Source organism: Terrabacter sp. NPDC080008 (assembly GCF_040702505.1).
GTDB lineage: Bacteria > Actinomycetota > Actinomycetes > Actinomycetales > Dermatophilaceae > Terrabacter.
This window is the reverse complement of record NZ_JBFBLC010000003.1, coordinates 468,864-482,932: the sequence shown is the minus strand read 5'-3', so window position 1 is coordinate 482,932 and position 14,069 is coordinate 468,864. Positions and strand designations below refer to the sequence as shown.

The window sequence follows — 14,069 nt, the reverse complement described above, 5'->3', positions numbered from 1 at the left end:
GGTGGGACCGGAGGGCCGGCCGGTGGGTGCCACCGGCCGGTCCCTCCGGCTCACACGTCGGTGAGGCCCAGGAGCATGCGCACCTCGGCGGCCGTGATGACCGAGCCGGTGGCGATGACGCCGGCGCCCATGCCGTCGGACTCGGCGAGCGTCACGGCCTCCTCGAGCGCATCGGGCAGGTCGCGCACCACGGTGACGCGGGACTCGCCGAAGATCTCCACGGCCAGTGCGCCCAACTCCTCGGGGCGCATCGCGCGCGGCGAGGAGCTGCGGCTGATGACGACGTGGTCGAGGACGGGCTCGAGCACCTCGAGCATGCCGGTCGCGTCCTTGTCGGCGACGATGCCGATGAGCCCCACCAGCCGGGTGAAGGCGAACGACTCCTCGAGGGCGGCCACGAGCGACCGTGCGCCGTGCGGGTTGTGCGCCGCGTCGACGAGCACGGTCGGCGACCGGCGCACGATCTCGAGACGACCGGGCGAGCTCATCCCGGCACACGCCGCGGAGAGCACCTCCGCGTCGATCGGGTGCTCGCCACCGCCGAGGAACGACTCGACGGCCGCGACGGCGGTCGCGAGGTTGCTCGCCTGGTGCGCGCCGTGCAGCGGCAGGAAGAGGTCGGTGTACTCCCCCGCCAGCCCGCGGATGGACACCTGCTGGCCCCCGATGGCGACCTCGCGCGCGAGCACTCCGAAGTCGTTGCCCTCGAAGACGATCCGGGAGCCGCCGACCTCCTCGACCCGGTCGAGCAGCACCCGGGCGACGTCCTCGTCCTGCACCCCGGACACGGTGACGGAGTCGGCCTTGATGATGCCGCTCTTCTCCTCGGCGATCGACACGACGTCGTTGCCGAGCAGGTTGGTGTGGTCGAGGTCCACGGGCGTGAAGACGGCGACCTGAGCGTCGATGACGTTCGTGGCGTCCCACGAGCCGCCGAGCCCCACCTCGATGATCGCGACGTCGACGGGAGCGTCGGCGAAGGCGGCGTAGGCGAGCGCGACCAGCACCTCGAAGAAGTTCATCCGGCGACCGCCGGACTCCAGCGAGCGGGCGTCGACGAGCTCGACGAGCGGGGCGATCTCCTCGTACGCGGCGATGAACCTGTCGCGCGGGATCGGCTTGCCGGCGAGCGTGATCCGCTCGCGGATGTCGTGCAGGTGCGGTGAGGTGAAGCGGCCGGTCGACAGCCCCGCCTCGCGCAGGATCGAGTCGATCATCCGGCTCGTCGAGGTCTTGCCGTTGGTGCCGGTGAGGTGGATCGAGGGGTAGCTGCGCTGCGGGTCGCCGGCCAGCTCCATGACCGCGCGGATCCGGCCGAGGGAGGGTCCGATGTCGTTCTCGGGAGCGCGGGCGAGGATCTCCTCCTCGATCTCGCGCATCCGCTTCATCTCCTCGAGGTTGCGCGCCGCCTCGATGGCGGCGGCGTCGGGGCGGCCGTTCATGCCTGCTCCTCTCCATCCAGCTCGCGCGCCATCCAGACGCTCTCGGGCAGCCCGGAGCCGGGCGTCTCGCGGTGGGTCTCGGTGAAGCCGTGCTTGCCGTAGAAGCGTGCGGCCTGGTCGTTGCCCTCGAGGTAGGACAGCGTGATCCGTCGGTGGTCGCTCTCGACGGCGCGTCGCACGACCTCGTCGAGCAGCCGCGAGCCGATGCCCTTGGCGTGGTGGCCGGGCAGGACGTAGAGCTTCCAGAGCACGACGGCGTCGTCCTGGTGCCCGTACGTCGCGACCCCGACGACCTCGTCGCCGTCGACGGCCACGAGGGTGCGGCCCTTGCGGATGGAGTCGGTGACGACGTCGCTCGTCCACCACTTGGCCAGGCCCATCGCGACGTACTCCGGCCCGGCGATCGGCTCGTAGGTCGCGAGCCACGTGCGGTGGCCCACGGACAGCACCCCGGCGAGGTCGTCGCCCACGGCGCCGCGGACCAGGACGTCCTGGCTCCCGGGGGTCGGCGGGGTGGTCTCGTGCTCGGGGGTCGTGCTCACGTCGGCGGCCTCCAGCTCGTCCTCGCGGTTCGTGGCTGTCATCGCTTCACCACCAGGATCCTGGCCGGGTGGTTGTCGCCGACGACCACGTCCGTCGGCGTGCCGGCGAGCCCGGCGGGCAGGGGGTGCTCGAGCCCGGCGGACGCGAACTGGGTCGCCAGCGTCTCACCGACGATGAGATCGCGGTGCGTGACGGTGGCCTCGAAGACCTCGGGGCCGCCCTGGACCGTCAGGCTGATCCGGTCACTGACGTGCAGGCCGGTGTCGCGGCGGGCCTGCTGGACCGCCCGGACGAGGTCGCGGGCCAGCCCCTCGGAGGCGAGCTCGGGCGTCACGGTCGTGTCGAGCACCACGAAGCCACCAGAGGGCAGCATGGCGGTGGCGCCGGCACCGTCGGCCTCCCCGGCGACCACGGTCTCGAGGGTGTACTCCCCCTCGACGAGGGCGAGGCCGCCCGCCGTCACGGTGCCGTCGGGCTCGACCGACCAGTCGCCCGACTTGCTGCCCTTGATCGCGAGCTGGACGTCGCGGCCCAGGCGCGGGCCGGCCGCACGCGCGTTGACGGTCAGTCGCTGGCTCACCCCGAAGTCGGCCTCGCTGGCCGTGGCGACGTCGAGCAGGGTGAGCTTCTTGACGTTGAGCTCGTCGGAGATGATGCCGCGGAACGGCTCGAGGCGCTCCGGCTCGCTCGTGACGACGGTCAGCTCCGCGAGCGGCAGTCGGGCCCGCAGTCCCCGGGCCTTGCGCAGGCTGGAGCCGGTCGAGCAGATCTCGCGGGCGCGGTCCATCGCCACGACGAGCTCGTGGTCGCCCGGCAGGTCCTCGACCAGCGGGTAGTCCGTCAGGTGCACCGAGCGCTCGCCGGTGAGGCCGCGCCAGATCTCCTCGGTGACGAGCGGCAGCAGGGGCGCCGTCGCCCGCGTCACGGTCTCGAGGGCCGTCCACAGCGTGTCGAAGGCCGCGAGCGACTCCTCGCTCTCCCCGCCCCAGAAACGGTCACGCGAGCGCCGGATGTACCAGTTGGTCAGCACGTCGAGGAAGCCGCGCATGGTGTCGCAGGCGGCCGCGATCTCGTACGCGTCGAGCTGCTCGGTCATGTCGCCGACGAACTCGCGCAGCTTGGCCAGCAGGTAGCGGTCGAGCACGTCGGTGGAACCGGTGGAGCGCTTGGCCTCGTAGCCCTCGCCGCCACGCGCGGTGTTGGCGTAGAGCGCGAAGAACGACCACGCGTTCCACAGCGGGATCATCACCTGGCGCACACCGTCGCGGATGCCCTGCTCGGTGACGATGAGGTTGCCCCCGCGCAGGATCGGCGACGACATGAGGAACCACCGCATGGCGTCGGCGCCGTCGCGGTCGAAGACCTCGGAGACGTCGGGGTAGTTGCGCAGCGACTTGCTCATCTTCTGGCCGTCGGAGCCGAGCACGATGCCGTGGCTGACGCACGTCTTGAACGCGGGTCGGTCGAAGAGGGCCGTCGCGAGGATGTGCATCGTGTAGAACCAGCCGCGGGTCTGCCCGATGTACTCGACGATGAAGTCGCCCGGGAAGTGGTGCTCGAACCACTCGGCGTTCTCGAACGGGTAGTGCACCTGGGCGAAGCTCATCGAGCCGGAGTCGAACCACACGTCCAGGACGTCCTCGACGCGGCGCATCGTCGACCTCCCCGACGGGTCGTCGGGGTTGGGCCGGGTCAGGCTGTCGATGAACGGCCGGTGCAGGTCCTTGACCTCCACGCCGAAGTCACGCTCGAGCTCCTCGAACGAGCCGTAGACGTCGATGCGCGGGAACTCCGGGTTGTCGGACTTCCACACCGGGATCGGGCTGCCCCAGAAGCGGTTACGTGAGATCGACCAGTCACGGGCGTTGGCGAGCCACTTGCCGAACTGCCCGTCCTTGATGTGCGAGGGCGTCCACTCGATCTCCTGGTTGAGCTCGAGCATGCGCTCCTTGATCTTCGTGACCTCGACGAACCACGAGGAGACCGCCATGTACATCAGGGGCTCGCGGCAGCGCCAGCAGTGCGGGTAGCTGTGGTCGTAGGTCTCGCGGCGCAGCAGCACCGTGCCGGGCGTGACCGACCCGGTCTCGCCCTCGCCGCGCGTGGCGGCCTTGAGGTGGTCGATGATGTGGGCGTTGGCGTCGAAGACGTGCATGCCCTCGTAGTCGGTGACCGGCCACAGGAAGCGGCCGTCGGCGCCGACGGGGATGACCGGCTCGATACCGGCCGCGTCGGTGACGATCTTGTCCTCCTCACCGAAGGCGCCTGCGGTGTGGACCAGCCCGGTGCCGTCCTCGGTGGTGACGAAGTCGGCGGGGAAGACGCGGTGGGCACGCTCGTGCCCGAGGTAGTAGGAGAACGGCGGCGTGAACGCGCGCCCGAGCAGGTCGCTGCCCTTGAGCCGCTCGACGATCCGCGACTGCGGGTCGACGTCGGCGCCGAAGAGCTCCTTGGCGTAGGCCGCGAGGCGGGCCTCGCCGATGACGTAGCGCTCCGTCGTGCCGGTGAAGTCGGACTCGACGACGACGTAGTCGATGTCGGGGCCGACCATGATGCCGAGGTTGGCCGGCAGGGTCCACGGCGTGGTGGTCCACACCAGGGCCAGCTCTCCGGTCTCGAGGCGCAGGCCGACCGTGACGGCGGGGTCCTGGCGCATCTTGTAGACGTCGTCGTCCATGCGCAGCTCGTGGTTGGACAGCGGCGTCTGGTCGTTCCAGCAGTAGGGCAGCACGCGGAAGCCCTCGTAGACCAGGCCCTTGTCGTGCAGCTGCTTGAACGCCCAGATCACCGACTCCATGTAGTCGGGCTCGAGCGTCTTGTAGTCGTGGTCGAAGTCGACCCAGCGCGCCTGGCGGGTGACGTAGTCGCGCCACTCGCCGGTGTACTTCAGCACCGAGCTGCGGCAGGCGTCGTTGAACTTGTCGATGCCGAGCTCGACGATGTCCTGCTTGGTCTTGAGGCCGAGCTGGCGCTGCGCCTCGAGCTCGGCAGGCAGGCCGTGGGTGTCCCACCCGAAGCGGCGCTCGACGCGCTTGCCGCGCATCGTCTGGTAGCGCGGGACGATGTCCTTGACGTAGCCGGTGAGCAGGTGGCCGTAGTGCGGCAGGCCGTTGGCGAAGGGCGGGCCGTCGTAGAAGACGAACTCGTTGTCGCCGTCCTTGCCGGCGTCGCGGTTCTCGACCGACGCGAGGAAGGTGCCGTCCTCGTCCCAGTACCTCAGCACCCGCTGCTCGATCTCGGGGAAGCGCGGGTTGGAGGGCACACCGCCGGCAGCGGACTGCCCCGCGTCGTCGTTCGTGGTGACCTTGGGGTAGGTCATTCGTGGTCTCCTGCGTTCGCATCGTTGGTCACTCGCCTGCACGAGGACGACGTCTCCTGCCGGAGGTTGCCGCGGTACCACCCCGTTTGCCGCACGTCCGCGCCCACTGGGCTGACGGCGTACGACCGCTCTTGTCCGAGGCTGTGACGGGCCCACCCGTCCGGGTCTAGTGGGAGCTTGCGCTCTGTTCTTCCGGAGGCTCGCCGCTGATGACGGCTCGAACGCCTGTGCGCGCCAGTCTAGCCTGACCGGGCGTCCACCCCGGCCCGAGTGCCGCCCCGGTTCGTGTGCGTATGCCGTGTGCCGCCGACGCGCCGTCCGTGGACCGCCCGGCCCGGGGCCGCGGGCGTTTGGCAGGATGACGCCCATGAGCGAAGTGGACACGGCAGGTGCGTGGCTGAGCCGCGAGGATCTCGACAGCGCCCGGGACCGGCTGCCGATCCTCTACGTCCACGCGATCCCGGTGCGGGTCGACGACCGTGGCACCGTCACCCACCTGGGCCTGCTGCTGCGTGCCGACAGCGACGGCGGCATCGGCCAGGAGGTCGTCGGTGGGCGCGTGCTCTACCACGAGCGCGTCCGTGACGCCCTCGTGCGGCACGTCGAGAACGACCTCGGCCCGATGGCGCTGCCGCGGATCCCCCTGTCGCCGCAGCCGTTCACCGTGGCGGAGTTCTTCCCCACGCCGGGCGTGACCCCGTTCCACGACCCGCGCCAGCACGCCGTGTCCCTCGCCTTCGTGGTCCCGGTCATGGGCGACTGCCGTCCTCAGCAGGACGCCCTCGACCTGTCGTGGGTGACCTGTGAGGAGGCCGCGTCTGCATCGTTCCGCGCGGAGATGCCGGGCTCGCACGGCGTGCTCGTGCGCCAGGCCCTGGCGCACGTCGGCTTCCCGGTCTGAGACGCTCCCACCCGCTGCCGTATGCCGTGGGGGCGGGCACTCGCGTGCCGCCCGGGCAGGCGTCAGTGCTGGTGCTCGAGCAGGTCCTGACGACCCGAGCCGAGGACCGTGAGCGGCAGCAGGGTCTTGCCGGTCGGGCCGATCTCGATCTCGGTGCCCATCTGAGGACACACGCCGCAGTCGAAGCACGGCGTCCAGCGGCAGTCGTCGACCTCGGTCTCGTCGAGGGCGTCCTGCCAGTCCTCCCACAGCCAGTCCTTGTCGAGGCCGGAGTCGAGGTGGTCCCACGGGAGCACCTCGGCCTGGCCGCGCTCGCGCGTGGTGTACCAGGCGACGTCCACGGGCAGGTCCGCGAGCGCCTCGTCGGCGCAGCGCATCCAGCGCTCGTAGGAGAAGTGCTCGCTCCAGCCGTCGAAGCGGCCGCCGTCGCGCCACACGGCCTCGATGACCCGGCCGACGCGGCGGTCGCCGCGCGAGAGCAGGCCCTCGACGAGGCCCGGCTGGCCGTCGTGGTAGCGGAAGCCGATCGAGGAGCCGTAGCGCTTGTCTGCGCGGATGGCCTCGCGCAGCTTGAGCAGGCGGGCGTCGGTCTCCTCCACGCCGAGCTGGGCGCACCACTGGAACGGCGTGTGCGGCTTGGGCACGAACCCGCCGATCGAGACGGTGCAACGGATGTCGCGGCGGCCGGACACCTGGCGCCCGGTCTCGATGACCCGCTTGGCGAGCTCGGCGATCTGCAGCACGTCCTCGTCGGTCTCGGTGGGCAGCCCGCACATGAAGTAGAGCTTCACCTGGCGCCAGCCGGCGCCGTAGGCCGCGGCGACGGTGTTGATGAGGTCCTCCTCGGACACCATCTTGTTGATCACCTTGCGGATGCGCTCCGACCCACCCTCGGGGGCGAACGTCAGGCCCGAGCGTCGGCCGTTGCGGGTCAGCTCGTTGGCGAGGTCGATGTTGAAGGCGTCGACGCGAGTCGACGGCAGCGACAGACCGGTCTGCGTGCCCTCGTAGCGGTCGGCGAGGCCCTTGGTGAGGTCGGCGATCTCGGAGTGGTCGGCCGAGCTCAGCGAGAGCAGGCCCACCTCCTCGAAACCCGTTGCGGCCAGGCCCCGCTCGACCATCTCGCCGATGCCGGTGATGGAGCGCTCGCGCACCGGGCGGGTGATCATCCCGGCCTGGCAGAAGCGGCAGCCGCGGGTGCAGCCGCGGAAGATCTCGACCGACATGCGCTCGTGCACCGACTCGGCCAGCGGCACGAGCGGCTGCTTCGGGTAGGGCCACGCGTCGAGGTCCATCACGGTGTGCTTGGACACGCGCCACGGGACGCCCGGGGCGTCGGACGAGGGCGCGACGCGCTGGATGCGCCCGTCGGGCAGGTAGGACACGTCGTAGAAGGCCGGGACGTAGACGCCGCCGGTGCGGGCCAGGCGCAGCAGCACCTCGCGGCGGCCGCCGGGGCGGCCCTGCGCCTTCCACTCCCCCACGATGTCGGTGATGGCCAGCACCGCCTCCTCGCCGTCGCCGATGACGGCGGCGTCGATGAACGAGGCGATCGGTTCGGGGTTGAACGCGGCATGGCCACCGGCGACGACGATCGGGTCGTCGAGACCCCGGTCGACGGCGTGCAGCGGGATGCCGGCGAGGTCGAGAGCCGTCAGCATGTTGGTGTAGCCGAGCTCGGTGGAGAAGCTGAGGCCGAAGAGGTCGAAGTCGCGCACGGACCGGTGCCCGTCGACGGTGAACTGCGGCAGGCCGGCCTCGCGCAGCTGGGCCTCCATGTCGGGCCACACGGCATACGTGCGCTCGGCGAGGGCGTCGTCACGCTCGTTGAGGACCTCGTAGAGGATCATGACGCCCTGGTTGGGCACCCCGACCTCGTACGCGTCGGGATACATCAGCGCCCAGCGGGTCGTCAGCTCCTCGCCGGCAGGGCCGTGGCCGCCGACGTGCCAGTCCTTGACCGTCGAGTTGAGCTCGCCGCCGACGTACTGGATGGGCTTGTTGACCCGCTCCAGCAGGGGCTCGAGGGCGTTGAAGAGTGACTCACCGGGCATCCCGTCATGGTACGTGGGCGGCTACCCCACGCGAAAACGCTCACCCCTCCGCGTACATCGCCTCGAGCTCGGCCTGGTGCTTCTCGGTCACGGCCTTCCGGCGCAGCTTCATGCTCGGGGTCAGGTCGCCCGCCTCGATCGTGAGGTCCTCGGGGAGGATCGTGAACTTCTTGATCGTCTCCCACCTGTTGAGGCCGGAGTTGAGCGTGTCGACGTAGCCCTGCACGAGGGCCCGCGCCTGCGGTGACGAGACTGCCTCGGCGTAGGAACGGCCCTCGAGGCCCACCGTCGGCGCCCAGGCGGCGATCGCGTCGGGGTCGAGGGTCACGAGCGCCGTGGCGTAGTTGTGGCCGGCGCCGTGCACGAGGAACTGGCTGACGAACGGGCACAGGCCCTTGAACCGGGCCTCGATCTCCGCGGGCGCGATGTACTTGCCACCCGAGGTCTTGAAGACGTCCTTCTTGCGGTCGGTGACGTAGAGGAAGCCGCGGTCGTCGATGCGCCCGATGTCGCCGGTGTGGAACCAGCCGTCCTCGGTGAGCACCTCAGCCGTCGCCTCCGGGTTGTTGTGGTAGCCGCGCATGACGCCCGGCCCGCGGACGAGGATCTCGCCGTCCTCCTCGGCGATGCGCACCTCGGTGCCGGGCATCGGCCAGCCCACCGAGCCGTACGCGTACGACCCGTGCTCGGGAGCGTTGACGGTGGTGCCGGACGACGTCTCGGTCAGGCCGTAGCCCTCGAGGACGAGCAGACCGACGGCGCCGAACCACCGGGCGACGTCGGCGCCCAGCGGGGCGGACCCGCTGATCATGAAGCGGACGCGGCCGCCGAAGCGCTCCTGCACCTTCTGCAGGACGAGCCGGTCGGCGAGGGCGTGCTGGGCCCGGAGGACGGGTGAGCCCTGCTCGCCACGGGCGAGGACGTCGCGCATCTCGCCGCCGACGCCGAGGGCCCAGTCGATGAGGCGCTTCTTGACGCCAGTCTCCCCAGCGAACATCAGCGCGATGCGGCCGTGCGCCTTCTCGAAGATGCGGGGCGGGCCCGCCATGAAGGTCGGCTTGACGACGGCCATGTTGTCGACGATCTTGTCGACCCGCCCGTCCACGGCCGTCGGGAAGCCGATCTGCAGCCCGGTCGCGAGGAGCATCTTGCCGAAGACGTGCGACAGCGGCAGCCACAGGAACTGCAGGTCGTCGGGGGTGAAGGTGCCGAGCGCGTCGATGACGGCGCCCTCGTAGACGACGCTGTCCTGCACGAGGCGCACGCCCTTGGGCCGGCCGGTGGTGCCGGAGGTGTAGATGAGCACGGCCAGGTGCTCGGGCCCCAGCTGGTCGATGCGGGAGTCGACGAGACCGGGCGTCTCGGCGAGCCGCTCGCGGCCCCGCCGGGCCAGCTCGTCGGTGGTGATGACCCAGCCGTCCTCGCTGCCGGGGCCCGTGAGCGCGATGACCTGGCGCACGCCCGGGATCTGCGAGCGCACCTGCTGCAGCTTCGCCACCTGCGCGGCGTCCTCGGCGAACACGATGCCGCTGCCTGAGTCGGCCAGGATGTAGGCGACGTCCTCGGCGATCGTCGTCGGGTAGACGGTGGTCGTCGCGCCGCCCGCGCAGATGACGGCGAGGTCGGCCAGCACCCACTCCACCCGGGTGGTGGACGCGATGGCGACGCGGTCCTCCAGCTTCACCCCGAGGCCGACGAGGCCGGCCGCCCACTGCTCGACGACCTCGTGCGCCTGGGCCCACGTCAGGGTCGTCAGCTCGCTCGAGCCCTCCTCGAAGTAGAGGTAGGCGGGCGCGTCCGGCGTCGCACGCACCCGGTTGCGGAAGAGTGCGCCCACGCTGGGGGCGCGCCCGTCGAGGACGTCCTGGTCGACGTCGCGGTCGGCGAGTGCCTGCAGGGGCATGTGGACTCCTTCGTCACTGCGGTCCCCGTCATCGGCGTCTGCGGGCGACCGCCCTGCCCGGATGATGTCAACAACCCCGCGCCAAGTCACGGACCCGTCGACCTTTCACATCGAAACGTGACCCAGCGTCCAGGATGAGCGGGCGTATGCCGTGGGGTGGCGGGGCGCGACCGGGCGGGCTCAGCGCGACCGGATGCCGCGCGTACGCGCCCCGGTGCCCGCGGCGACGTTGCCGAGGAGCCCCAAGGCGATCCACGAGGCGATGAGCGAGGATCCCCCGCTCGAGACGAACGGGAGCGGCAGCCCGGTGACCGGCATGAGGCCGAGGTTCATCCCGACGTTCTCGAAGGCCTGCACGCCGAACCACACGGCGACCCCGGTGGCCACGAGGCGCCCGAACGCGTCGGCACGTCGCGCCACGACGAGGCAGCGCACGACGACGAAGCCGAGGAGCACGACGAGCCCGGCGGCCCCGAGGAAGCCGAGCTCCTCCCCCGCCACCGAGAAGACGAAGTCGGTCTCCTGGAACGGGATGAAGCCGCCCTGCGTCTGCCGCCCCTCGAAGAGGCCCTGCCCCGTCAGGCCGCCGGAGCCGATCGCGATCCGGACCTGACGGGTCTGGTAGCCGATGCCCTGCGGGTCGATGGACGGGTCGAGGAAGGCGCGCAGCCGGTTGCGCTGGTAGCCGGCGAGGACCGGCGTCAGAAAGGCGGCCGCGACCGCTGCGGCCCCGGCGAGGCCGACGCCGAGCGTCCAGAGCGGAGGTGCGCCGGCGGAGGCGAGCACCACCACCGCCATGGCGACGAGGACGAGTGCCGAGCCGAGGTCGGGCTGGGCGAGCACGAGCAGCACGGGGATCCCGGCCACCACCCAGGCGAGGGCGACATCGCGGTGGCGCTGGCGCAGCAGCTGCTCGGCGCGGTCGGCCAGCAGCATGGCGAGCCCGATGGCGAGGGCGACCTTCATCAGCTCGGACGGCTGCAGGCTGAAGCCGCCGGGAAGCCTGATCCACGAGCGGGAGCCGTTGACGGTGGACCCCACCGGCGACACGACCGCCGCGAGCCCGAGGACGGCGAGCACGTAGACGACCGGCGCCACGGCCCGGATGGTGCGCAGCTCGACCCGGGTCACGACCGCAGCACAGCCCAGGCCGACCACGAGCGCGACGAGCTGCTTGAGCCCGGCACTCGCACCGACGGAGGCGCGGGTGGCCGACCACACGAGCACGCATCCCAGCAGGGAGAGCCCGAGTGCGCCGACGAACAGCCCCAGGTCGATCCGGAGCCACGCGGGCTCCGCGGTGCGCCGCCCGGGCCGCCCCGGCCGCCCCGTGCGTACGACCGGCCGGCCGGCGACGGTCACGGGCGCGCCCTCGTCAGGAGGGGACGATCGCCGAGAGGATCTCGCGGCACCGGACGACGTCCTCGGCCATCTGCTCCACGAGAGCCTCGATGGAGTCGAACCTCAGGGTCGGGCGCAGGTGCGAGACGAACTCCACGACGACCCGCTCGCCGTAGAGGTCGAGATCGGTGCGGTCGAGGACGTAGGCCTCGACCCGGCGCTGGGCGCCGTCGAAGGTCGGGTTGCTCCCCACGGAGACGGCGGCCGGCAGGGTGCGGTCGAGGTCGGCCGGGTCGGCGTCGAGGCGCACGAGCCAGCCGGCGTAGACGCCGTCGGCCGGCACCAGCCCTTCGTGGTCCTGCGACAGGTTGGCCGTGGGGTAGCCGAGCTCGCGGCCACGGTGGTCGCCGTGCACCACCGTCCCGGTCACGCGGTGCGGGCGGCCGAGGATCTGGGCCGCGTGGCCGACGTTGCCGGCGAGCAGCTCGGTGCGCAGCTGCGTGGAGCTCCAGCGGGCGCCCTGGTCCGAGCCCTCGCCGATGTCGTCCAGCGCGATGACCTCGAACCCGTGCGCGTCGCCCAGCTCGCGGAGCGTGTCGACGTCGCCCGAGTTGCGCACGCCGAAGCGGGTGTCCTTGCCGACGACGACGGCGCACGCGCTGAGCGCCTCGACGAAGGTGCGTCGCACGAACTCCTCGGGAGTCTGCTGCGCGAACTCGCGCGTGAACTCGAGGACCACGACGGCACCGAGACTGACCGACTCGAGGGCGTCGAGGCGCTGCTCGAGCGACATGACGGCCACCGGGGCGCGCTCGGGGTAGAGCACGGCGATCGGGTGCGGCTCGAAGGTGACGGCGACCGGGGTCGCCCCGCGCTCGGCCGCCTCGCGCACGACGCGGTTCAGCACCTCCCGGTGCCCGCGGTGCACCCCGTCGAAGTTGCCGAGGGTGACGACGGTGCGCCCGAGGTCGGCCGGGATGTCGTCGAGTCCGTACCAGCGCTGCACGGCGCCCACTGTAGTGGGCGGGCCGTCGGGCGAGCCGTCCGGCGTGCCCACGGCGCTCATGCCTTCGCCGGAGCGGGCGCGAAGACGACCTTGGCGCGCGCGGTGGCCCGGGTCTCGTCGAGCACGGCCACGAGCTGCCCGTCGGGGTCGATGGCCGCGACGGCCTCCACCCCGCGCACCGAGCTGGCGATGCGCTGGCCGTAGCCGAGCGCACGTGCCTCCTCGGCCGTCACCTCGTGCACCGGCAGCTGGGCCCGCGCCGCCTCCGCGATCGGGAGCAGGGGTATGCCGTCTGGCCCCTCGGACGCGGCCGCGAGGTCGTCGAGCGACACCGCGTCGCTCAGCGTGAAGCGGCCCACGCGCGTACGCCGCAGCGCCGTCAGGTGGCCGCCCACGCCCAGCGCGTCCCCCAGGTCGCGGGCGAGCGCGCGCACGTAGGTGCCGGAGGAGACGTCGACCTCGACGTCGACGTCGACGACCTCCATGGGCAGCCCGAGCTCGGGCGCCACGGTGCGCGGGCGGACCGCGAGCACCTCGAACCGGCTGACCGTGACGGGGCGCGCTGCGAGCTCGACCGTGTCACCCTGGCGCACCCGGGTGTAGCTGCGCACGCCCTTGACCTTGATCGCGCTGACCGCGCTCGGCACCTGCTGGATGGAGCCCGTCAGTGCCGCCACGGCGGAGGGCAGGGCCGCCTCGAGGGCCGGCAGGTCGGCGACGCCGACCGCGCGCGTCGCCTCCCCCTCGGCGTCGTCGGTGAGCGTGGCGACCCCGAGACGGATCGTGGCGGCATACGACTTGTCGCACCCGACGAGGAAGGTGAGCAGCTTCGTGCCCCGCTCGACCCCGAGCACGAGCACCCCCGTCGCCATCGGGTCGAGGGTGCCGGCATGGCCGACCCGGCGGGTGCCGCAGAGCCGGCGCGCCCGCGCCACGACGTCGTGGCTCGTCCAGCCCGCCGGCTTGTCGACGACGAGCAGGCCACCCGGAGCGTCGGTCATCGTGCGTCGGCGTCCACCTCGGCCGCGATGTCGTCGCGGGTGTCGGTGTCGTCGTCGTCCTCGGTGCGGTCCACCGGCTTGCGGTAGGGGTCGGGGTCGCCGGCCGGCTTCGCGTGGGCGGCCGCACGGGCGAGCTCCTCGTCGCGGGCGCGGGTCTGCGCCACGAGGTCCTCGAGGTGCGCAGCGCCCTCGGGCAGGGCGTCGGCGATGAACTCGATCGACGGGGTCAGCCGGATGCCGATGCCCTTGCCGACCGCGGAGCGGATGCGGCCCTTGTTGGCCTCGAGCACCTCGGCGGTCGCCTGGCGCTCCTCCGTGCTACCGAAGACGGTGTAGAAGACGGACGCGTGCTGCAGGTCGCCGGTGACGCGGGCGTCGGTGATGGTGACGAAGCCGAGGCGTTCGTCCTTGATGCGGAACTCGAGGTACTCGGCGACGATGACCTTGATCCGGTCGGCGATCTTGCGGGCGCGGGCGGGGTCAGCCATGACTGTCTCTGCTTTCGTGTGACGTTCGGTCGGGCGAGCCGAGTGGCAATCACCCTAGTCGCGGGCACCGG

Annotated in this window: 10 protein-coding genes; 1 reads left to right on the top strand and 9 read right to left on the bottom strand. The window is 71.6% G+C overall.

What is annotated here, in order from left to right; translation table 11 throughout:
- Nucleotides 1-50: 50 nt before the first annotated feature.
- From AB0316_RS12400 to ileS, 3 genes are read right to left on the bottom strand one after another with little or no spacing between them, the layout of a single operon-like run.
- Nucleotides 51-1,442, bottom strand: a complete 1,392-nt coding sequence (locus tag AB0316_RS12400; RefSeq protein WP_366273316.1) for a folylpolyglutamate synthase/dihydrofolate synthase family protein — start codon at nt 1,440-1,442, stop codon at nt 51-53.
- Nucleotides 1,439-2,026, bottom strand: a complete 588-nt coding sequence (locus AB0316_RS12395) for a GNAT family N-acetyltransferase (RefSeq protein WP_366273315.1) — start codon at nt 2,024-2,026, stop codon at nt 1,439-1,441. Before AB0316_RS12395 ends, AB0316_RS12400 begins: the two co-directional genes overlap by 4 nt.
- Nucleotides 2,023-5,304, bottom strand: a complete 3,282-nt coding sequence (gene ileS, locus AB0316_RS12390) for an isoleucine--tRNA ligase (RefSeq protein ID WP_366273314.1) — start codon at nt 5,302-5,304, stop codon at nt 2,023-2,025. The genes AB0316_RS12395 and ileS overlap by 4 nt, the downstream gene beginning before the upstream one ends.
- 358 nt (nt 5,305-5,662) lie before the next feature.
- Between ileS and AB0316_RS12385 the strand changes: the two genes are divergently transcribed.
- Nucleotides 5,663-6,205 carry an NUDIX hydrolase family protein gene (locus tag AB0316_RS12385; protein ID WP_366273313.1) on the top strand — a complete coding sequence of 181 codons (543 nt, stop codon included), beginning with the start codon at nt 5,663-5,665 and terminating at the stop codon, nt 6,203-6,205.
- A gap of 62 nt (nt 6,206-6,267) precedes the next feature.
- Here the strand turns inward: AB0316_RS12385 and AB0316_RS12380 are convergent, their stop codons facing one another.
- The 6 genes from AB0316_RS12380 to rbfA form a co-directional block, all read right to left on the bottom strand.
- Entirely contained in the window at nt 6,268-8,259 is a 1,992-nt protein-coding gene (locus AB0316_RS12380; protein WP_366273312.1) for a TIGR03960 family B12-binding radical SAM protein, read from the bottom strand.
- Nucleotides 8,260-8,299: 40 nt separating this feature from the next.
- Complete coding sequence (locus tag AB0316_RS12375) at nt 8,300-10,162, bottom strand: AMP-dependent synthetase/ligase (RefSeq protein ID WP_366273311.1); 1,863 nt, start codon at nt 10,160-10,162, stop codon at nt 8,300-8,302.
- 180 nt (nt 10,163-10,342) lie between these two features.
- Nucleotides 10,343-11,524, bottom strand: a complete 1,182-nt coding sequence (gene rodA, locus AB0316_RS12370) for a rod shape-determining protein RodA (RefSeq protein ID WP_366273310.1) — start codon at nt 11,522-11,524, stop codon at nt 10,343-10,345.
- 13 nt (nt 11,525-11,537) lie between these two features.
- A complete protein-coding gene (locus AB0316_RS12365; RefSeq protein ID WP_366273309.1) occupies nt 11,538-12,509 on the bottom strand; it encodes a bifunctional riboflavin kinase/FAD synthetase in 972 nt (323 codons plus the stop codon).
- Nucleotides 12,510-12,565: 56 nt separating this feature from the next.
- Nucleotides 12,566-13,510: a tRNA pseudouridine(55) synthase TruB gene (truB, locus tag AB0316_RS12360; protein ID WP_366273308.1), complete on the bottom strand. Its 945-nt coding sequence runs from the start codon at nt 13,508-13,510 to the stop codon at nt 12,566-12,568.
- The gene (gene rbfA / locus AB0316_RS12355; protein ID WP_366273307.1) at nt 13,507-13,998 is read right to left on the bottom strand and encodes a 30S ribosome-binding factor RbfA; all 492 of its coding nucleotides are present in this window, start codon (nt 13,996-13,998) and stop codon (nt 13,507-13,509) included. The genes truB and rbfA overlap by 4 nt, the downstream gene beginning before the upstream one ends.
- Nucleotides 13,999-14,069: the final 71 nt, after the last annotated feature.